15 protein-coding genes and 1 tRNA gene are annotated in these 21777 nt (G+C 50.3%); 7 read left to right on the top strand and 9 right to left on the bottom strand.

Annotation, left to right across the window (positions count from 1 at the left end; translation table 11 throughout):
• Window positions 1-21: 21 nt before the first annotated feature.
• Window positions 22-1251 (bottom strand): mannose-6-phosphate isomerase, class I, encoded by a 1230-nt coding sequence (gene manA / locus EPD17_RS10655; protein ID WP_132054064.1) that lies wholly within the window; start codon window positions 1249-1251, stop codon window positions 22-24.
• Window positions 1252-1283: 32 nt separating this feature from the next.
• On the opposite strand from manA, the gene EPD17_RS10650 reads away from it, so the two are divergent.
• The 3 genes from EPD17_RS10650 to xerD all read left to right on the top strand — a co-directional run bounded on the left by EPD17_RS10650 (window position 1284) and on the right by xerD (window position 3478).
• Complete coding sequence (locus EPD17_RS10650) at window positions 1284-1640, top strand: YraN family protein (protein WP_132054062.1); 357 nt, start codon at window positions 1284-1286, stop codon at window positions 1638-1640.
• A gap of 180 nt (window positions 1641-1820) precedes the next feature.
• Complete coding sequence (locus tag EPD17_RS10645) at window positions 1821-2474, top strand: hypothetical protein (RefSeq protein WP_132054060.1); 654 nt, start codon at window positions 1821-1823, stop codon at window positions 2472-2474.
• A 104-nt stretch (window positions 2475-2578) separates the two neighbouring features.
• A complete protein-coding gene (xerD, locus tag EPD17_RS10640) occupies window positions 2579-3478 on the top strand; it encodes a site-specific tyrosine recombinase XerD (RefSeq protein ID WP_132054058.1) in 900 nt (299 codons plus the stop codon).
• A 74-nt stretch (window positions 3479-3552) separates the two neighbouring features.
• On the opposite strand, the gene EPD17_RS10635 is transcribed toward xerD, so the two are convergent.
• Window positions 3553-4026, bottom strand: a complete 474-nt coding sequence (locus EPD17_RS10635; protein WP_240040589.1) for a type I restriction enzyme HsdR N-terminal domain-containing protein — start codon at window positions 4024-4026, stop codon at window positions 3553-3555.
• A 22-nt stretch (window positions 4027-4048) separates the two neighbouring features.
• On the opposite strand from EPD17_RS10635, the gene EPD17_RS10630 reads away from it, so the two are divergent.
• From EPD17_RS10630 to EPD17_RS10620, 3 genes are read left to right on the top strand one after another with little or no spacing between them, the layout of a single operon-like run.
• Window positions 4049-4819, top strand: coding sequence for an AMP nucleosidase (locus tag EPD17_RS10630; RefSeq protein ID WP_114234323.1), 771 nt, complete (start codon window positions 4049-4051; stop codon window positions 4817-4819).
• A 33-nt stretch (window positions 4820-4852) separates the two neighbouring features.
• Window positions 4853-5236 carry a hypothetical protein gene (locus EPD17_RS10625; RefSeq protein ID WP_132054056.1) on the top strand — a complete coding sequence of 128 codons (384 nt, stop codon included), beginning with the start codon at window positions 4853-4855 and terminating at the stop codon, window positions 5234-5236.
• A gap of 18 nt (window positions 5237-5254) precedes the next feature.
• The gene (locus tag EPD17_RS10620) at window positions 5255-6922 is read left to right on the top strand and encodes an ABC transporter ATP-binding protein (protein ID WP_132054054.1); all 1668 of its coding nucleotides are present in this window, start codon (window positions 5255-5257) and stop codon (window positions 6920-6922) included.
• A gap of 156 nt (window positions 6923-7078) precedes the next feature.
• Here the strand turns inward: EPD17_RS10620 and EPD17_RS10615 are convergent.
• From EPD17_RS10615 to EPD17_RS10605, 3 genes are all read right to left on the bottom strand, one after another.
• Window positions 7079-7150 (bottom strand) — tRNA-Met (locus tag EPD17_RS10615).
• A gap of 67 nt (window positions 7151-7217) precedes the next feature.
• Window positions 7218-10004, bottom strand: coding sequence for a PKD domain-containing protein (locus EPD17_RS10610; protein ID WP_132054052.1), 2787 nt, complete (start codon window positions 10002-10004; stop codon window positions 7218-7220).
• A 149-nt stretch (window positions 10005-10153) separates the two neighbouring features.
• Window positions 10154-10933: an NIPSNAP family protein gene (locus EPD17_RS10605; protein WP_132054050.1), complete on the bottom strand. Its 780-nt coding sequence runs from the start codon at window positions 10931-10933 to the stop codon at window positions 10154-10156.
• Between the two features lie 75 nt (window positions 10934-11008).
• On the opposite strand from EPD17_RS10605, the gene EPD17_RS10600 reads away from it, so the two are divergent.
• Window positions 11009-12223: a hypothetical protein gene (locus EPD17_RS10600; protein ID WP_132054049.1), complete on the top strand. Its 1215-nt coding sequence runs from the start codon at window positions 11009-11011 to the stop codon at window positions 12221-12223.
• A 142-nt stretch (window positions 12224-12365) separates the two neighbouring features.
• Here EPD17_RS10600 and EPD17_RS10595 read toward each other — a convergent pair whose 3' ends face one another.
• The 4 genes from EPD17_RS10595 to EPD17_RS10580 all read right to left on the bottom strand — a co-directional run bounded on the left by EPD17_RS10595 (window position 12366) and on the right by EPD17_RS10580 (window position 21776).
• Window positions 12366-13400, bottom strand: coding sequence for a hypothetical protein (locus EPD17_RS10595; RefSeq protein WP_132054047.1), 1035 nt, complete (start codon window positions 13398-13400; stop codon window positions 12366-12368).
• Between the two features lie 173 nt (window positions 13401-13573).
• Window positions 13574-17020 carry a ThuA domain-containing protein gene (locus EPD17_RS10590; RefSeq protein WP_132054044.1) on the bottom strand — a complete coding sequence of 1149 codons (3447 nt, stop codon included), beginning with the start codon at window positions 17018-17020 and terminating at the stop codon, window positions 13574-13576.
• Window positions 17021-17170: 150 nt separating this feature from the next.
• The gene (locus EPD17_RS10585) at window positions 17171-18913 is read right to left on the bottom strand and encodes a sodium:solute symporter (protein ID WP_132054042.1); all 1743 of its coding nucleotides are present in this window, start codon (window positions 18911-18913) and stop codon (window positions 17171-17173) included.
• 370 nt (window positions 18914-19283) lie between these two features.
• Window positions 19284-21776 carry a PIG-L family deacetylase gene (locus EPD17_RS10580; protein ID WP_132054040.1) on the bottom strand — a complete coding sequence of 831 codons (2493 nt, stop codon included), beginning with the start codon at window positions 21774-21776 and terminating at the stop codon, window positions 19284-19286.
• Window position 21777: the final 1 nt, after the last annotated feature.

Raw genomic sequence — 21777 nt, 5'->3', positions numbered from 1 at the left:
GTGCGGCCAAAAATAATAAGATTACTGTTTTGCGGCCCCTTCAATTTTTCCAGTGGCTGCACGAAACACATCTGCCGGTTGCAACGGCGCCAGGCTGCAGGCGGTTCCGGCCGTTACCAGTGCAGCTTCGCCGCGTTGTAGTTCCAGCTCCTGGCCGTTACCGCTCAGGTGTATGGCGCCGTCGGTTACCAGCACTATTTCGGCGCCGGATGCGGTGAAATGGGCCGGCGCTTCTTCCAGCCGGTATTGGTACAGCGCAAACTCAGGTGCAGGCACTGTAAAACTTAATTCCTCCTGCACCTGCGCATGGGCGCCCAACACGGTGGGCACCGTTGCCTCAAACCGCACATGTTTCAGCAATTCCGCCACATCAATATGCTTATCGGTAAGTCCTGCACGCAGCACGTTATCGGAGTTGGCCATAATTTCCACGTTCTGCCCTTCAAGGTAAGCATGCGGCATTTGTGCCGGCTGGTATACCCCTTCGCCCCTTTTCAGGTGCAGCAGGTTGAACAGGTAAATGGAAAAAATGCCGCGGTCGTACTGGCCGTTTTTGCAAAATGTATCGGCAGCACGGGCCGCCCAAAAATCTTCAGAGCTTTTTAGCAATTCGCCATTTTGATACAAGGGTAGAATGCGGTCGATGATTGGTGCCAGCAAGCTGTTCACTTCGTCTTGCGGCATCGTCATCACCAGTCGATACAAGGCTTCATAACCGCCTTGTTCGAATGCCCCCATCAAAAAATCAAATTCCGGTATGGTAGCCAAACACTCCTTTAAAGCTGTCTCCGGCTTAAAGCCATGCAGCAGCCAAAAATCGGAAAGCGCCACCATGAGCTCGGGCTTGTGGTTGTCATCTTTATAATTGCGGTTTGGTGCGTTCACGGCAATGCCCAACCGATTTTCAGTTTCAAATCCTAGAGCCGCCGAGGCTTTATCCGGGTGCACTTGTATGGACAGCATTTGCCGCACGTCCAGCACTTTCAGCAGGTAAGGCAGTTTGCCAAAATGCCCCGCCACACCAGTTCCCAAAATAGCTTCTGGCGCAGCGTCAATGGCCTGGTGCAATGCCTGCGGCCCATCGGGCAACACTACCAAGGCGGGATGATTGGGGTGTGCGCCCAGCCAGTACTCGGCCCAAGGCCGCCCGTCTTCCTCTTGATTTAATAATTGGGGTAAAAACTGAAACCCGCCCCAGGTGTAATGTTGCACTGCGCCTTTAAGCGGGAAAACGCCTTGAACTACTGACATTCAATGTGTATTTTGGGGTTTAAAGATAGGCAATGGCGCTTCACAATCAGCTGGGTAAAGAAGGCGAACAGTTGGCAGCCGACTATCTGTTGCAAAACGGTTTTGCCATCACGCACCGCAACTGGCGCCATGGACAATGGGAAATTGACATCATTGCCATGCGGCACGGCGTGTTGCATTTTGTGGAAGTAAAATACAGAACGGGCAATAAATACGGCCATCCCGAACAAAGCGTAACCAAACAAAAATTCCGCTTTTTGCAGCGGGCCGCGGAACAATACCTGTACCTCAACCCGCAGTTTAAAAAAATCCGGTTTGATATTTTATCCATCAATACTGTACCCGGTGCTGCCCCTGAATTTTTCTTTATTGAAGATGTTTACTTCTAATCGGCCGGTGCAGTAAATCCGCAGTTATTTTAAATTGGTTTAATCAAGCTCTAAGCAACGGATGCAACGTTTACTCAGATGTGCCGTTTTTGAATTACCTCGATAAACGATCTGTATACAAATACCCGCATAATCATCGCCACCGCTCATTCCTTATCTTCGTGGCCTTAATATTTAACCATGCGCATCCTGTTTTTTTCCCTTGCCCTGGCAGCTTTTGCCGTGGGTTGCTCCAACGACGACAGTTCGGCTACAGCCATCCAAACTTTTTGCGACACCACCTGCAACACTGATACATTCCGTTTTGAGGGCACGCATAAATTAAAACCTGTCGTAACCATTTCGCCAAAAAATTGCACCGGCGATACGCTTACCTGGACACACAACGGGCTGGAAGCAGGCCGGCAAATGCACCTGGGCACCATGCTGGAAAACCTGGTGCGCCTGAATAACTCGGCCATCGATTGCTACATTCATGAAGACAAATACGCCTGGTTGTCGTTCAACGATTGCAACACCGGCCGCGGGTATTTAATGAAGCTGCCTTTTGATAAAAAAGACGCAGTAAAAAACTTTAAAAGCGCCATCAATTCGTTTGATAAAAAATTTGTGGTGCCGCAGGACCTGCGGGCTTATGCCGACTACAGCAACATCTACGTAGTGGACATTGCAAAAGACACAACGGAGCGCATGACCTTTAAAGAAGAATACAAGATAAATTGGAACGACATTCACAGCACCATCGATTCGGTGAATATCAGCCGCAACCGCATTTTTGTACAACTTATTAAAGACGGCAAACCCGTGCAAATCGAGAAAGCAATCAGTTTGTAGTATTTAATTTGTGGTTTGTAGTTGGTGGCACATTACAATTTATACAAGCAAGACTGACTTGCTCCAACTACAAACCACAAACTACAAACTAAAAATCTTCAGTGATGTGGGAGCCCTATAAAAACGGTTTTAAAGCATACCTGCAACTGGAGCGGTCACTCTCCAATAATTCAGTGCAGGCATACCTTGCCGACCTGGATAAACTCACTGCTTTTTTTGTAACGCAAGGTTGGGCAAAAAGCCCTGCCGAAGTTGTCCTGCCCGATTTGCAGGCCTTTATTAAATGGGTGGCCGAACTGGGCATGACCCAAAGCTCGCAAGCCCGCATTATTTCGGGCATCCGCACATTTTACCGCTATTGTTTGCTGGAAAATAGTTGCACCGCCGACCCCACTGCATTGCTTGAAGCGCCGAAGCTGCTGCGCAAACTGCCAGATGTTTTATCCTACAGCGAAATTGAAAGCCTGATCAACGCCATCGACCTGAGCACACCCGAAGGCACCCGCAACAAGGCCATCTTGGAAACCTTGTACAGTTGCGGCTTACGGGTAAGTGAAGTGGTAAACCTGCGCATCTCGCAGTTGCACCTGGCCGACGAATTCATTACCGTGATTGGTAAGGGCAACAAGGAACGGCTGGTGCCCATTGGCGACAGCGCCACCAGGTACATCGGTATTTATTACAGAGAGGTACGCAAGAAAGGGCCAGTGCAAAAAGGTGAAGAAGATATCCTGTTCCTCAACCGGCGGGGCAAACGCCTGACCCGTGTGATGATATTTTTAATCATTAAAGAGCTGGCAAAAAAGGCAGGCATCGACAAAAGAATTTCTCCACACACTTTTCGTCATTCGTTTGCTACGCACCTCGTTGAAGGTGGCGCCGACCTGCGGGCCGTGCAGGAAATGCTGGGCCACGAAAGCATTACCACCACCGAAATTTATACCCACCTCGACCGCGACTTTTTACGCACCACGCTGCACCTGTTTCATCCGGCGTTCAAGTAGATGACAGTTTATAGTTGATATTTGGCATTTGATCGACTTAAGAGAAATAAATACAGAATTATTTTTTTTATCAATTAATAACTGCTATTCCATTCCGGCAGCTTATCTAGTTCCACCAACCCGCTTTTTGTTTTTTGCCATGCCCGTGTTTGGGTGCCGTTGGTGATTACAATAAAAGAAACGGGCTGCACCATGTTGTACCGCAGCGCCTGCTCCAATACCGCTGCGCTCAGCGCAACCGATGATGCTTTGCACTCTACCAGCATCCACGGCTCATGCGCTAGGTTGTACACCAACAGGTCGAAGCGCTTTTTAAGGCCGTTCAGTAATAATTCTTTTTCTAATGCAATCAAGGCAGTGGGGTATTGCTGCACCTGCACCAGGTATTGCACAAAATTTTGTCGCACCCACTCTTCCGGCGTCAACAGTAACCAGCTGCGGCGCAGCCCATCAAACAGGTATTTCTTGCCTCCTTCTTCCTTGATCCTGAAGTCGGGTGCCGGGTAATCCACCACAATCATCCACCAAAGATGCAGGCATCGGCGCAATTCTGCTAAATTCGTCCGGGATATGAAGACAAAAGAAGACATTGTACAAAACTGGTTGCCCCGGTACACCGGCCAGCAGCTCGACCAATTCGGCAAATACATTTTGCTGACCAATTTTAGCAACTACGTAAAACTGTTTGCCGACTGGCACGGCGTGGAAGTAGTGGGTTGGGAAAAGCCCATGCAGTGCGCCACGGCTAATGGCATCACCATCATCAACTTCGGCATGGGCAGCCCCACCGCCGCCACGGTGATGGATTTGCTCTCCGCCATCAGTCCAGAGGCTGTGCTGTTTTTAGGAAAATGTGGCGGGCTGAAAAAACGCAACAAACTGGGCGATCTTATTTTACCCATTGCGGCCATTCGCGGCGAGGGAACGTCCGACGATTATTTCCCTGAAGAAATACCAGCGCTGCCGGCGTTTGCTTTGCAAAAAGCCATTTCCACCACCATTCGTGATTATGAAGTGGATTACTGGACCGGCACTGTATACACCACCAACCGCCGCGTGTGGGAGCACGACGAAGAGTTCAAGCAATACCTGAAACGCGTCAGGGCCTATGCCATTGATATGGAAACGGCTACCATTTTTATGGTGGGTTTTGCCAATAAAATACCTACTGGTGCGCTGCTATTGGTAAGCGACCAACCGATGACGCCTGAAGGTGTAAAAACCGAAGAAAGCGACCGAAAGGTGACCGAACAATACGTGGAGCGCCATTTGCGCATCGGCATCGATTCGCTGAAGCAACTGATCAACGGCGGACTAACGGTAAGGCACCTGCGCTTTTAAGTGCTGTTATTTTTACAAAAAGAATTTCACGGAATGATGAAAATATTCCTGGCGGCCATCATGTTGGTTTCAGTGGCAGCCACAACAAAAACCTGCGGTAAAAAAAATGCGGCTACCTGCTTTAAAGGACGGTTGGAAGTAAAAGGCATTTGTTCCAATTATACCATAAAGGTGCTGGATGCGAGCCGACTGGACTGGGCCGAAGCGGCTTGGACCGACGAAACAACCGGTAAAAAATATACCGATGTTTTTAAACTGGCCAATCCCTGCCCGTTTCCCGAAAGCATCAAGGAAGGCGACGAATTTTATTTTACTCTGGACACAGGCAAACTGGAAAACTGCACCACCTGCATGGCTTATTACCCCACGCCCCAAAAGGCCGCAGCCATTAAAGTGCAGCCGGAGCCCTGTCCATAAAACCGCCAAACAAGCCAATTGCTGCCGCTGCTGCACATACAAAATCTATCCATCGCATTCCAAACCGATGCAGGCCTGCAGCCTGCCGTGCAGAATTTAAACCTGCAAGTGCAGCGCGGCGAAATTGTGGCGCTGGTGGGCGAATCTGGTTCGAGCAAGTCAATTTCGGCGCTGTCCATTTTGCAATTATTGCCCGAGCCGCCAGCAAAATATACCGGCGGAAAAATTCTTTTTTCCGATGATGGCAACAGTGTGGTGGATCTTTTGGCGCAGCCAGATATGCGCACCATCAGGGGTGCTAACATTGGGATGGTGTTCCAGGAGCCGATGAGTGCACTGAACCCAGTGATGACTGTAGGCAAACAAGTGCGGGAAGTATTGTTGGCGCATCAGCCCATTTCGAAAAAAGAAGCGCACAAAGAAGTATTGCACTGGTTGCAACAGGTGCGCCTGCCCGAACCGGAAAAAACATACCACAAGTATCCGCATCAGCTAAGCGGCGGGCAAAAGCAACGCGTGATGATCGCCATGGCAGTTTGCTGCCGGCCATCCTTGCTGATTTGTGATGAGCCCACCACTGCGCTTGATCCTACGGTGCAGCGCCATATTTTGGAACTGATACAGGAGTTACAGCAGGCACAAGGGATGTCGGTATTATTCATCACCCACGACCTAGGCGTGGTGGCCCACCTGGCGCACCGCGTAGCTATTATGTACGGTGGCAAACTGGTGGAGGAAGGTGCAACCGCGCAAATTTTTAATTCACCAAAACATCCATACACTAGAGCCTTGCTTGCCTGCAGGCCCGCTGGGCATGTGAAAGGTGAACGACTGCCGGCGGTGGAAGAAATTTTACAACAAAAACCCACACCACCCGCAGCACCACTACGGCCGCCTTCCAATCAGGTATTGATGCAGGCCGAAAACTTACACGTCTCCTTTCCTACGGCACACAATATTTGGGGCAAGCCAACCAAGTTTTTTAATGCTGTGCAAGGCGTAAACCTTCAGGTATTTGAAGGCGAAACGTTGGGGTTGGTGGGTGAATCGGGATGTGGTAAAACAACACTCGGCCGTACGCTGCTGCGGTTGATCGATCCCACTTCGGGTAAAATATTTTTTCGCGAACAGGAACTGACAAAGCTGGCCAAAGAGGCACTGCACCAGTTCCGCGAAGAAGTGCAATTGGTTTTCCAGGATCCTTTTTCTGCACTCAATCCACGGCTTTCGATTGGTGATGCGCTGGAAGAGCCGCTGCTGCATTTGGAGGGGCTGAATGGGGGTAAAATTAGACGCAACAGGGTTGCCGAATTGCTCAACCAGGTGCAACTGCCGGCCAAATTTCAAAACCGCTTCCCGCACGAATTTTCCGGTGGTCAGCGCCAGCGCATTGTGATTGCCCGTGCACTGGCCATGAACCCAAGTTTCCTTGTCTGCGACGAATCGGTTTCGGCACTGGATGTAAGCGTGCAGGCGCAAGTGCTGAATTTATTAAACGACCTGAAAGCTGAATTGGGCTTGACGCTCCTGTTTATTTCACACGACCTAGAAGTAGTGCGTTTTATGAGCGACCGCATCATGGTGATGCAGGGTGGTAAAATAGTTGAAACCGGCAGCGCAGAGCAGGTTTATCACGATCCGAAAGAAGCGTATACCAAAGAATTGTTGGCAGCAGCTAATTTTTGAGTGGAGGTTTATAAACCACGGAGACAGGGAGGACTGGGAGCAACACGGTTTTTATTTAATAAATTCAGCGATGTCATTATCTGTTACCCCGCTAAGATGTTCTACAACACTTGCAAAAAATAAAAGCCTCCAGTAAATACTGAAGGCTTTTTCTTGTTGCGAAGCTAGGGATCGAACCTAGGACCTTCGGGTTATGAGCCCGACGAGCTACCGCTGCTCTACTTCGCGATGCAAACATAAGACAATGCGGCTTACCGGCCAAAGATTAATGGAAAACAAATTCTAAAAAATAGTTTTATCGCACCAGCATCACGGTGCCGCGTAGCATTTTGCCACCTTTCATTTTCAACAAATAAACAAAAGCACCTGAGGGCTGGTCTTTGCCACCAACCTTCCCGTTCCAGCCGCGGGCCGCGCCTTTTGCCCGGTATACTTCCTGTCCGTACCGGTTAAACACCCGCACTTCCGCTTCCGGCATCGACTCGAGGTAAGGCACCTGCCAGGTATCATTGATGCCATCACCATTTGGTGTAAATGCATTGGGGATGTACACTTCAGGAATGGTAAAAACCTTGACATCATCAGCAGCGGCACATCCGCGGTTAGTGGTTGCCGTTAGTGTGTAAATGGTTTCGGTTTCTGGCGATGCTATTGGCTGAATAGTCGTAGCATCACTTAATCCATTTGCAGGCGACCATTGGATTCGCAAGCCTTCACCAAGTGCGGTTGCGGCAAGTGTTACGGCACCTCCGGCCACCACTGTTTTATCCGGACCGGCTTGTACTTGCGGCAACGGCCAAACCTGCATTGTTTGCATAGCCGTATCCGTGCAACCAGCGCCGGTGGTAAAAAGGTATTGAATGGGATAATCACCGGGTAGCGCAGGGTTAAACATTCCTTGTCCGTTCACGCCGGCACCACTATACCGCCCCTGCCCCACTGCACCAGCCACTTCCCGTGCCGATGACAAAAGAAATGCGGGTGCACCCTGGCAAAGCGCCGGCAATGCATCGAAAACTACCTGTGGGCTTTGCTGCACTTCTATTTCCTGTACGGTTTGGTGCATGCAGCTTTCCCCGGAATAGGCCACCATCCTGATGGTGAATTTTTGTTGGCCGCCCGTAACAAACGGTGCATAATTAAAACGGTATTCCTTGCCGGCCGTGGGTTCTTCATCGATTGTTCTTGCGGCCGCATCGTTATCACCTTTCCAAAAAATTTCGAGGCGGGTAACCGATCCAAAATCAACCGAGGAGTTGTTGCGCAACACTACAGAATCGCCACTACAACGCACTGCAACGGCATTGAGTGTAAACTGTGCATTGGGCTTTGAGCCATTTACGGTAAATGTCTGCGTGGTATCTGCACCGCAGCCGGCCGCAGATACCACGGATAACGTAACCGGGTAATTGCCCATAGCAGCATAACGATATCTTGGATTTTTTTCCGTGGAACGGGCATTGGGATTGGCTGCATCGCCAAAACGCCATTGGTAGGTAGCAGGCTCGTTGCCGTCGGTTTCCGTCATGTTGGTGAATTGTGCCGCAGCATCGGTGAGGCATATTTCCGGTAAGGCAAAAAGCGGCGTTGGCTGTTTGTTTACCCGCACCTCCGTCTTCACCGGGTCGGAGGGGCAACCTTCTGCATCCACCACAACCAGTTCCACCCGGTAGTTGCCCGCCGGGCCCAACACCGGCGCTATACGCTGCCCGCGGGCCGAATCGCCTGTACCCCATTTCCATTTAAATGCAGTAAAGCCGCTATTGGACGACCCGCCGCCGACCAGCTGCACAGGGCTGTCTGCACAAGCCGGTCCTTGCACCGATAAATTAGCGACTGGTTTTTTAAACACATAAAAATGCACCTGCCCGGTCACTGCGCAACCCTCGCCATTGGTGACGGTAATGTTGTACCAGCCGGTGTCGGCAAATGAGGCTTCGCTTTTGCTGAGGCGGAATACGCGGCCGCTGCTTTCACCTATTTCGTACAGCGTTAAATCAGATCCCGGTGGGCCGGTCCAGGAAAGCCGCAAGCCCGCTGTATCCGCTATTTTCACCGGTATATCCAACTGCAGCAATAAACCTTCGCAAAAAGCAACGCTACTGGCCAGTGTTACTTCCGGCGCTTCCGAAATCCGGATGATGATGGGCTTGGATGCGATGCGGCACGAAACCGAATTGATGTTGCCTTCTTCTGCAACAAGAGCCCTGTAGTAGTAAGTGCCCGGCTTAGTTTCGCTCCAGGCATATTCACGGCCTTTAGCACCGGCAATATTGGTCCAGGTTTGGCCGCCATCAAGGCTTTGCTGCCATTGCAGTTCCGGCCGGGCATACGAACCGGGCACAGTTGCCACAAACTTTTGCGCAATATTGCCCGTGGCACAAATCTCCATCTGCGTTGTATTTGCGCCTTCAATTACTGCCGAAATGGTACCGCCACAGGGCCGGAACGTAATGTCATCCAAGGCAATGTCGTTGCCGCATCCACCAGGCGCATTGTTGGTGAGGCGAATGACCACCGAACTCACATTGGCAGGTGTGGTAAAAAAAGTACCGTACTGTTTCCATTGCGGGCTACTGGTCAACTCAATATCGCCACTGGTAAAAGTAGCCAGCACCGTGCCGCTGGTGGTTTCAATGGTAAATGAAAGATTGGGTTTAATGGCCCTTCCATTACATGACACCGGGTGCTGCACGTTGGCCACCCAAGCTGCAAATTCGTACGAAGTATTGCCGCAAAGACCGTTTACTGTTTGCACAAAAAAATCGCCGGGCGAATACGATGCATTTACCAGCATGAAATAACCGTTCGGGTCGCCGGTATGATCGCTATTGATGGTATGCCAGGTGGTTCCGTAGCAGGCAATGCTGTTGTTGCGAATGGTGTATTGCCCGTCGTTAGGACAATCAGTAGTAACGTATTGATAATTGGTGGACGATAATGGTGCACCCGGGTTTTGTCCCGCTCCAAAAGTAATGTTGACCACCGGATCGCCTAAGCTGCCGGTGCATAGCTGTGCCCTAAGCCCATGAAGGGAAACCCAAAAAGTGGTGAGCGTCAACAGCAGCAGCTTTAATTGCATGGCAAAAGCATTCTTCGAATTTAAGGACTACCGAAACGCCACCATTGTTTTGGCCCGCATTTCTTTTTTTCTTCAATTAAAAAATTGGGGCAAACAAAAAAAGAGCCCTGCGTTTTGCAGGGCTCTTTTACATATTTTCAAAAGAATGTTTACAGGTCGGAGTATGGTGTTGCCTGCAGCAGCCAGGTATCCGATTTACTTACATTGTTCTTGTATTCGGCTTTGGCGGAAAGCTCTTTCCACTGCGCATCGGCGCCAAATGCTTTCCAATGTGCATTGCGTTCGTCCATGTTTTCAAACGAGGTCATGTACATCAGGTTGGGCATGCGGCTGCCGGCCAGCACTTCGCCGTAAAATACCGCGTTGAAACCAAGGCGGCGGAACAACCCGATTTCATCGCCGCGGTTAAACATATCCACCTTGTTGGCGTACAAGCGCTCCGTTGCACCTTCGTAGCTGCGCAATTCGTAAACTCGTTTTGCCACCTCCGATTTCAGTGCGGGCTTATCCGATACCGGCATGCCGGTAAATGCCTGCAGCACAATCGTTTCCATACGGCGGTAGTTGGGTGCATTGTGCGCTGCTGCATTGTAGCTTTCGCTAGCCTGCTGGTAGGCTTTGTCTTTCTGCAGTTTTTCCTGCACTTTCACCAGTTGCTCCAGGCTTTTCAGCGGCATCAAAACAAAAATGCGTTTGTTGCTGCTGGTATCGTTGCCGTGGGGTTTGAACACGCCGATTTTGCTCATGCCCATCCGGTGCAGGGCGGGCAGGTAAGCTTGTTGTAAATAATTGTCCACGCGTTGGTCCTGTGCTGCATCCTGCAGGTAATAAACCTGAATGGCATAAAACTCACGTTTTTTCTGGGCGCTGGCAGCAAAGGCGCTGCCTAAAAAGATCAGGCAAATTATGGGTGCAATCAACTTTTTCATAGGTGGAAATTAAGCAAGGAATCAAACATGCAAACACTTAATTTCACAGATACCCACCGCGCAAAAATTGGATGCATGATACCGCAACTTCGCCAGCAATACAACAAGGCATTTACCGAAGAAAAATACAAGGCCTACATTGAAGCTTTGGATGCGCCGTTTAAAGGTGCGCTGGATTTTAGGGTGGCCGAAACGCCAGTTTTTGTGCCCCATGCATTTTTACAGCAAATGCTCGATGCCTGCGACGCCATTTTAGAAGTGATCACTTCGCCGCAGTATTTGCAACAAAGCGAACGGGCCATTCCACCGAGCCTGAAGGTGCCCGGGCCGGAAGGCGATCCGCAATTTATTTGTTTCGATTTTGGTATTTGCGAAACACCCGGTGGCGGCGTTGAGCCGCAGTTAGTAGAGTTACAGGCCTTCCCCACCATTTTTGCATGGCACCTGCACAAGCCGCAGGTTTGGAGTGCGCATTTTGGCACGCCAAAACATTTTACTCCATTTGTGCCGCCGTTTGATGCGGACAGCTACATTGAGTTGTTGCGGCGCATTATTGTGGGCGATGGCCCACCTGAGGAAACCGTTTTACTAGAGATCTTCCCGCACCAGCAAAAAACAAGGGTCGACTTTTATGCCACGCAACAATTACTGGGCATCCCCATTGTTTGTTTAACCGAAGTGGAGCAAATAGGCAATCATCTTTTTTATAAAAAAAAGGATGGCACGCTGCAGCAAATAAAGCGCATATACAACCGCGTTATATTCGACGAGCTACTGCAGCAGGCGGCCGAAGTACAACAGAAGGCCGCATTTTTTCAGAGCGAACTGGATGTAACCTGGGTGCCGCACCCCAACTGGTTTTACCGCATTTCAAAATTTGCACTGCCGTTTGTGCAACACCCGTTGGTTCCCGAAACAAGGTTTTTAAGCGACCTGCAATCGATTCCCGATGACCTGGAAAACTATGTCATCAAACCGCTTTTTTCGTTTGCCGGACAAGGCGTGATCATCGATGTAACGCCGGAGCATATTGCGCAAATTGGTGATCCGCACAATTGGATCATCCAACGAAAAGTAAAGTATGCTTCGGCCATCGCTACGCCCAGTGAACCTGCAAAAGCGGAAATACGCCTGTTTTATTTTTGGGAACCCGGCGCACCGAAACCCGTGCCTGTAAACAACCTGGCCCGATTGAGCAAAGGCAAAATGGTGGGCACCCGCTACAATAAAGACAAGGATTGGGTCGGCGGAACTTTTTGCCTGTTCGAAACCGGAACCGGTGATGTGTAGGATTTGAAATGATTTTTATCACTTCGTTTGAAAGTTTGCTCCTTTTTATCGAGCATATTAATAATAAAAAAAGGGTGCAGGAATTACAAAGTACTCCCTGCACCCTTTCATCAAAATCATTTCAAATCCTACACATCACTGGTTACTGGTATTGTATGTACACGGGCTTGGGCACCAACTTCAGCACATCTGCTGGTTGCATTTCTTTAGCCATCCCCGATTTCTGCGTATCGTTTTTATAAAAAATCTTGAAGCCGGTAAACTGCACGGGCTCGCGGTAAATAAACTGTTTGTACGTGTTCACTTTTTTTGCCGGTATGCCCCAACCGTCCATGTCCATTACAATCTGCACTTCGGGCCGCAGCTTGATGGATTTGTAATTGGTAACCATGCCTTGTGTAAAGCGATGAATAATCAGGATCTTGGGCGGCAGGTTGTGTTTTTTTACCAGACTGGCCAGGTACTCGGTGGTGTAGTTGATATCGGCCGCATCAAACGTGCCAATGGCAGTGCCGGGGCGCTGACCGCCTTTCATCGAAAATTCGGGGTCAATACCAAAATGCACATTGGGCATCGACAGGTATTTTTCAAACTCCGGCACTTCTTTTTGAAGCGTGCTCAACCCCACCTGAATGTCGATGAACACAAGCGCATCAATTTCTTTTGCCCATGCCACAACCGTATCGATCTGGCTGTGCGGCATGCGGAGCCGGTAAGTGCCGCCTTTGCCCGGCGCCACCTGCGCCGTAACGGCAATATAGTGCAGTGCCGGAACGGCGGGCAGCAGGCTGTCGGCCGCGGTCCAGCGCTTTACTTCCGCCTGTAATTTTTGCAGCATTTGTGCTTTTGGAAATTCGCCCAGGGCGCCCATTTGTTTCGAGTATAAATTCCCATAATAACTCACGATCCTATTGAACGGCAATACCGCGCCGGGCAGCGGAAAATCGTGCGGCACCGGCCACCTGCCGGTAGTGTCACCGGCGTGTACATGCGCTATTTTCTGGTTATATAATGCTGTATCCAGTTTCGGTGCGGGTGGCTCCGGTTTTGTTTCCGGCAAAGTTGTATCGCCATTGCTGGCCAGCACAACAGCCGACTGGGCTTTCGACTCTTCTTTGCAGGAAACTGTAACACTCAACAAGGTACAGGCAGCAGCGATCAGGAGTATGTTTTTCATAAATGTGGCTGATTGAACATGGGGTACAAAGAGCAGGCCAGCAGCGGCCCGGCCACTGCAAGATAGCGAACCACGGTGATGGCTGTTGCGCAAAAAACCGGTGAACATTTTTGGGCAAAAAAAATGGGCAACCACTTGCCTGTGGTTGCCCATTTATAAAAAGGAAGTCTAGCTTATTTCGTACCCAGCTTCACCGACCGCACTGCGGCCTGGTTAGCTTCTTTGGCATCGCGAGGACGGCTCACAATGTACACATGGTGGAGCTTTCCGTCGGTAACCGGCGTCAGCGTTGACCGGATAGAAGTGCCGGGTATGCCCCCTCCGCCACTGCCCGAGGCTCCGCCGTTGAGCACTGCTTCGCCCAGCTTTTGCCCATCGGGCTTATCCAGCCGGAACTCAAACACGTATCCGAACTCAGGTGCTTTTTGCCACCCAATTGCCAGTTCTACCGATGCAATGCCGCTCAGGTCGATGCTGTCGATGCGGAACCAGCCATCGGATTTTGGTGTCACCAGCAATGTGTTGCCGCCCATGCGGAACGCAGAGTAACCCTGCATTTCCTGTACAGCACCCAGTTGTAACTGGCTGCTGCGCAGTGCAATTGATTTGGATGCCGTAAGTGGCCGCACTCCGTTCGCACCTTTATCGGTGTACGAAGCAGTAAGCAGCAGCACGCCATTGTCTTTGGCAGGCTTGCCCAGCGTGGGTTGCACGGTGCCCTGTGCAGGCAACGATGCAGCCGCATTTGCATCGGTTAATGAAAGGATATAAGCTACCATCTGGCGGGCATCGGCCGGGTCAAGGGTTGGATGCGCAGGCATGGCCTGTTCGCCCCAAACACCAGCACCGCCTTTGATGATCTTGTTCACTAAATGGTTGGTAGCGCCTGCATCTTTCTGGTATTTCTGCGCTACCGCCGTATAAGCAGGCCCGATCGATTTTTCGGAAACCTTGTGGCAGGCTTTACAATCCTGGGCTTGCACCAGCGTTTTGCCCATCGTAGCCTCAGTCATAACCTGGTGGCCCATGTTGGCGCCGGCTTTATCCAGGCCTTCAATGTAATCAGCCGAAACAATCAGCCCTTCGGCGTTCGGTCCACCGGCCGCATCGTCGCGGTCGTTGAACTGAACGTTATACGCCACTGGCTTGCCGGGGAAATAGAAAGTTTGGTTGCCCTGCACCGATATGTCCACCACAGGCGCTTCGTTACCGGCATACACGGTTACAGCAGCACTTTCAGTTTTGGAACCTTCCTTATCGGTAACCACCACCGAAATGGGGTATTCACCCGCCTTGTCAAACTGGTGCTCCAGGCGGGGTTCGTTGGTCTCTTTGGTTACACCGCCGCCCAGTTTCCAGGCGTATTTCAGCGCACCTTTCTCCGGGTCTTTTGCCGAAACGGTTGCCACCACTTTCAGGGGCAGCCCGCCGGATGTTTTGTCTACATCCATGCTGGCAATTTTTGGCGCCAGGTTGCCGCCGTTGTAATCGATTCGCGACAGTGCCGCGTCGGCATTTTTGGTAAACCAACCCGTTCCGTACTCCAGCAGGTACAACTTACCATCGGGGCCCACTTCCATATCAATCAGGGCATTGAGTTTGGTGCTACCCATGAACGGTTCCATTTTATCAAAATCGCCATTGTCCCGCATGGTTACCGCTTTGATCCAGCCCCGTACCCAATCGTAGATAAACAGCTTGCCGTTGTAGTAATCGGGCAGTCGCGTTTCTTTAGGGAACATGTCGGTATAATATACCGGACCTGCCATGGCGTTGCGGCCACCGGTTCTTACCTGCGGAAACTCGGCCGACGCATCATACGGATACCAAATGAACGGCGGCGCTACCGGCGGCAATTCTTTGATGCCGGTATTGTTGCGCGAATTATTGATGGGCCGTTTGGGGTCAAACGCATTGCCGCTTTTGCCGGTGGTATAATCGTATTCGCGGTAAGCGTAGTTGTTACCAACAAACATCGGCCAGCCAAAGAACCCTGCTTTGCGGGCCTGGTTTACTTCATCGTAACCACGCGGACCGCGGGTAGCAAAGCTGTCGGCAGCGGCATCGGGGCCAATTTCACCCCAATACAAAAAGCCGGTTTTCTGATCCACCGAAATGCGGTACGGGTTGCGGTTGCCCTGCACATAAATTTCAGGACGGGTGCCTTGCGTACCTTTTGGATACAGGTTACCTTCCGGGATATCGTACGAGCCATCATCGTTTACGCGGATGCGCAAGATTTTACCACGCAGGTCGGCAGCATTTCCCGACGAACGCATGGCATCGTACTGCTCTTTGCCGGGTGCATCGTTGATGGGTGCAAAACCCGAGTTTACATACGCTGCACCACGGTCGTTGAACGGCGTGGAGTTATCGCCAGTAGAAACATACAGCAAGCCATCTTTGTCAAACGCAATGGAGCCGCCGGTGTGGCAGCAGATTTCCCGCTGCGAGCCTACTTCCAAGATCACATGCTCCGACTGCATGTCAATCTTGTCGGCTACAAATTTGAAACGCGACAAACGGTTTACCGATGAATCGGCGGGGCTGTAATAAATAAAGACAAAATTGTTTTTGGCAAAATTGGGATGCACCTGGATGCCCAGTACGCCTTCTTCCGCATTGACACCCGGCGTGTTGGTTTTAAAATACACGTTTAAAAAACCAGCCTGCTTCATCACCGAATCGCCGTTTTTATACAACAGGATCTCGCCGCGGCGCTGTGCCACCAGGATATCGAGGTTGGGCAAAATGGCCATTTCGGTGGGCTCGTAAAACTGGCCTACAGCGAGGCTCGTTTTTGTAAATCGATCTTCAACCGGTACCTGCGCTGTGCGGGCTTTACCGTAATCCAGTTCGTTGTTATCGCTAATGGCATATTGAATGCCACCCAACAGGTGTTTGAGATATGGCGCTTCGCTGAATGTTTCGTTGGTGTGCCCCAAGTTGGTGTACCATGCACGGCCGCCATCATAATCGTGATACCAGGCCATTGGATGGTCGCCTTCCATGTAGCTGCCTTTAAAGCTGTTCTTATCAATTTTCAGCAGCACATTTACGGAGCTGTCCATTTTTTTAAACGAATAAAATTCGTCGGTCTTGTTCCAGGGCTCTGCCAAACCTTTGGTGCTGATGTGGTCTTTGTTCACCACGTTGATCACACCGGGTTGCACGTTGGGAAAGGAATCCCGGATGCCGGGATGGGTTAAAAAATAACCACCCACCATACGGCCATACCAACCCCAGTCGTACTCAGTATCGGCAGCGGCATGAATGCCCACAAACCCGCCACCCGACTGGATATAACGCTCAAATTCGGCTTCCTGGTAGTTATTAAGCACGTCGCCGGTGGTGCTTAAAAAAATTACCGCTGAATATTTTTTCAGCGAGTCTTCGGTAAACCACTCTGCATTGGTAGTGGTATCAACATCAAAGTCGTTTTCTGATCCTAGCTTTTGGATGGCGGCAATGCCACTTGGGATCGATTCGTGGTAAAATCCTGCAGTTTTACTGAACACCAGCACACGTGCCTTACCGGAGCGTTTGTTACACGAAGCAAACAACAACAGCAAGCAACACACTAGCATTCCTTTGCATACATAAAGGAAGTAACGGTTCATTGGAGGAGTAGTGTAATTTTTAAAGTGTTGAATTTACAGTTTATGAGCACATTACCGAGACTAAATTTTAAAAGCGGGCAGCCAAAACCCACACGTGTTGATGTTTTTTAATACATGTCGCAGCTTTGTTAAACAGAAGAAACGAGTACACTATGTGGTTGCAACAGCCGGTTGTTTGCCAACAAAAACCTGCAACAACAATCCTAAGAGCACCACGCCAATGGCACCGATCATATTCAGCCACAAAAAGCTTACATCGGGCAGAAAACTGAACGGCGCAATTTGTTCATTGAAAAACAAAATGACGATGAATATTTCCACCACCACTGCCGACCAAAATGCAGCCGTTGCTTTTACTTTTTTTACATAAAACGCCAGGAGAAAAATGCCGAGAATAACACCATAAAACAAGGATCCCAAAACATTCACGGCTTCAATCAGGCTTTGCCCCAATTGGTTGGCAAACTCCGCTACCAGGACACAAAAAACGCCCCAGCCCAGCGTGTACCATTGCGATACGCGGTACTCGCTTTCATCTTGTTTTTTATTGGCAAAACGTTGGTGAAAATCCACCATGGTGGCAGCCGCCAGTGAGTTTAATGCAGCTGCAATAGAACCCCATGCCGCAAGGAAAATAATGGCAATGAGCAAACCACGCAAGCCTGCAGGCAGGTGTTCTTTTACAAATGATAGAAATACATAATTGGTATCATTGGTATCGCGGCTGCTTACCGTTTTACCAATATCTTTAAATTGCTGGCGGTAGCCGGAGGCAGTTGCATTGATCGCTTCCAACTGGCCGGTGTAATGCACAATGGAATCGTTGTTACCCGCTTTTACTGCATTGGCAAATTGCAACGCCATAGCCTTCCTTTGTTCTGCAAGCGCATTGTAATCCTGCTCCAGTTTTTGCGCCTGCGCTGCACTATTGGAAGAACGAACATCGGACAACAAACCGCTGTTAAATGTAATGGGCCCGCTGTTGAATTGGTAAAATGCAAAGATCAACACACCGATGAGCAAAATAAAAAACTGCATGGGCACTTTTACAATGCCATTGAGCAATAATCCCAGTCTACTTTCGGTGTTGTTTTGCGCGGTAAGGTAGCGCCCCACCTGGCTTTGGTCGGTACCGAAATAAGACAGCGCCAGGAAGAAACCACCAATCACGCCACTCCACATATTGTACCGGTCATTCCAATTGAACTTGCCCCCTTCTACCCCGCTCGTGATCACGTTCATCTTTCCCAGCTTGCCGCCAATATGCAACGCGTCAGTGAAACCGATGCCTTCGGGCAGCAACTGCACCACCATATAGCCTGCCAAAAACATTGCAGCGAAAATGATGATGAACTGAAGCTGCTGTGTGTAGGCAACTGCTTTAGCGCCGCCGCTAACAGTATAAATAATGAGCAGGCCGCCCATAACGATATTGGTCCAAAAAATATCCCAACCAAACAAGGACGACAAAATAATGCTGGGTGCATAAATGGATATGCCGGTTGAAAGTCCGCGTTGCAGCAGAAAGAGGAATGAAGTGAGCAGCCTGGTTTTGCTGTCGAATCTTTTTTCTAAAAACTCGTATGCGGTAAAAACTTTTAGCCGGTTGAACAGGGGTACAAATGTGATGCAAATGACGACCATTGCCAGTGGCAGGCCGAAGTAATACTGAACAAAACGCATCCCATCGGCAAAGGCCTGGCCCGGCGCCGATAGAAATGTTACGGCCGATGCCTGCGTGCCCATGATGGACAACAGCACGATCCACCAGGGCATGCTACGGTTGGATAAAAAATAACCTTCGAGGTTACGGGTAGTGCGGCTCCGGTACAGGCCGTACAAAATGATGCCCAGCAGGGTTAGGGTAAGGACCAGCCAATCTGTACCGTTCATGCAAAATAATTTGTGAGCCAGTAAAAAAATAGGATCATGAGGACCAGCAACACAATGACGAACAGGTACCAAGCAAGCCAGGAGCGGAACAGCGGAATACGGTCATTTTGTTGGTCTGGCATGAAGCAATGTTTAAAACGCAAGCAACAGCTGATGGCTTTATGCCATCTTGTATCATTGCAATGAAGTATAAAACGAAAGCTAAGATTTTCTACGTCGCCACAAACCCGCCGCCAGCAAACCTAATACGAGCCCCAACACCAATCCCAACTGCACCCTTTTGATCGCAAAACCAATCAGATAACCCAATATGATCACGAATATAAAAGCAATATTTCCCCGCCTGTTGTCAGGCTTCTTATCCGCCATTTCAGAATGCTTTTTTTGAATTCAGCGCAATCAGGTTGGCCAGCAACCGGTAAGCGCCGGGCACACCGGCAGGCAACTGCCGGAAAAACACAAGACCGGTATAGGTAAAATATCCTTTGCCATATTTTGCCACCACCAGGCTGCTGTTATCGCTGCTTTCACCCGGGTCGTTCATGCCCAGGATTTTTTCAAATTGCGGATCGGTGTTGGATGCATGGTAAATGCTGCGCTCCTGCACCCATCCTTTAAAATCATCAGCCGTAATTTTATTCGGCACATTCAACACCGGGTGCTGCGGCTGCAACATGGCCACCGCAGCATTTTCGTCTGTCACGCGGTTGCGGCTGATGTCGAATTTATACGGCCCAATCTTGGCCCGCACCGGTCCTATCTGCGATGAGGTATTGTACTGCACAATCAGGTTACCGCCGCCCTGCACATAAGCCATCAGCTTATCGTGAAACCCATTGAGCCAGTCGTTGGTATTGTAGGCCCGCACACCGGCAATGATGGCATCAAATTGCTGCAGGTTATTGCGCAATAATTCTTTTTCGCCCATCAGCACCACTTCGTAGCCCATTTGCTCCAACGCTTCCGGCACTTTATCGCCGGCGCCCACAATATAACCGATACGCGTACCCGAAGTTTTCAGGTCGATGTGCAGCACCTGCACCGGATCCTGATAAAAATAACGGATGGTGGGAATATGATCGTAGTTGATGGAGGTCATGGCCAGGTAAGCTTCCTGCTGCTTGCCCCCTTCCTTCAGGTGCACAAAACTTTGCAGCGCATTGCTTTGCCGCCCGTTGATCTGCTCCTTGCCTACCGTCAGGTAATAGGTTTTGCTGCCATTGCGGTCCAACTGCAGGCTTGGATCATCCTTTCTGATTACGTTGGCCGCCGAACGTACTTCTAAGTTGGCAGTTGCCTGCAATCTCCTGTTGGCCGATAACTGCACGCCAAATTCCTTTGGCTTTTCGGCGCCCTTTGGAAAAATCAACAGGTCGGGTGTGGCAAAAACGGTTGCTGCCGGAACCACAAAGACAGGCTGGATCACCTCGCCTTTTACCGGGTCGGTGTATTTGTATTGTACGGGCAGTTTATAGGAAAATGTCAGGCCTTCTACTTCCACATCAAACCGTGCGGTGTAGGCCGGCGTTATATCGGGCTGTCCAATTAGTTCCTGTTCGCGAACAGTGAACATGCCTTCCTTCATTTTTTCCCGCAACCAATACGGTTGGCTCACGGCCTTTTCTATACCTACATATATGCTTTTTTGAAAAGCCGTATTTCGGTTAGGCGCCAACGTTATATTGATTGCTGTATCCAATCCGTCCAACACAAGCCGTTGCCATTTCAGCGGAGCACCATTGCGGTTGTTCACCAAGATATTTACCCTGAGCGAATCGCCTTGCACTGCATTTTGCACCGAAGTGCTGGCTTCTAAAAACAAGCCGCTGCAGGATGCGATCAGCTTTGTTACTTCTTCCATTTTTACACGGCGCCAATAGCTGTCGGGCAGTTGTTGCAATGTTTTATACACAGCGGCCAGTTGTGGCACCGATTTTTGCGGCTGCACAAAATCAAACGACGCGGTGACATTTTCAATCATTTGCGCCACTGCTTGCCCTCCCGGCACACGCTGCCAGGAAAGGTCCACTTGTTCCATCAGGTCCTTAGCTGGCGCACTGCCGCCGGTTGTGGCAAAATATTCCAATGCCTCGCCACGGCTGCGGGCCACGCCAAAACCCTGGCTTTTGTGCTGGCTGCGGCTGTCGGCCGAAATTTCGCCGTAGCTGGCGCCCAGCACGGGATTGAAGCCGCCTACTTCCACTTTAAACTGGTCTTCGCGCTGCGTGTTGTTGCCGCCGAAATTGAAGGTGTTCCAAAGAATGCGCTTGGGCTGCCACACTTCCACCCATTTCAGTTGCTCGGGAAAACGGGCCGGATCGCCGGCCGCTTTAAAAGCCTCGTTGGCTAAAATAGCTGATGCAGTATGGTGCCCGTGTCCGCCTTCGCCGGTGGTGGGAAAACGGGTAATGATCACATCGGGGCGGAACTTGCGGATGGTCCAAACCACGTCGGCAAGGATGGTTTCGCGGTCCCACTTGGTGAATGTTTCTTCGGGATTTTTTGAAAAACCAAAATCAAAAGCGCGGGTAAAAAACTGCTCTGCGCCATCAATGCGCCGCGCCGCCAGCAACTCCTGTGTGCGGATCATGCCGAGGGCAATGCCCTGCTCGTTGCCAATCAGGTTTTGCCCGCCATCGCCGCGGGTCAGCGACAGGTAGCCGGTTCGGTACAGGCGGTCTTTCGACAGCCAGGTAAGCAGCCTTGTATTTTCATCATCGGGGTGTGCCGCCACATACAGCACCGAACCCAATACATTCAGTTTTTTTAATCCTAAATAAATATCGGCAGAGGACGCCACATTTTGGGCACGGCCAATAAAGCAGGAAAGGGCAAGCAAAGCCAGTGAAAAAGACTTTTTCATG

This window comes from Pseudocnuella soli, from assembly GCF_004347775.1.
GTDB lineage: Bacteria > Bacteroidota > Bacteroidia > Chitinophagales > Chitinophagaceae > Flavisolibacter > Flavisolibacter aquaticus.
Note: the sequence above shows the minus strand (reverse complement) of the source record. Positions and strands in the feature narration are given on the sequence as shown.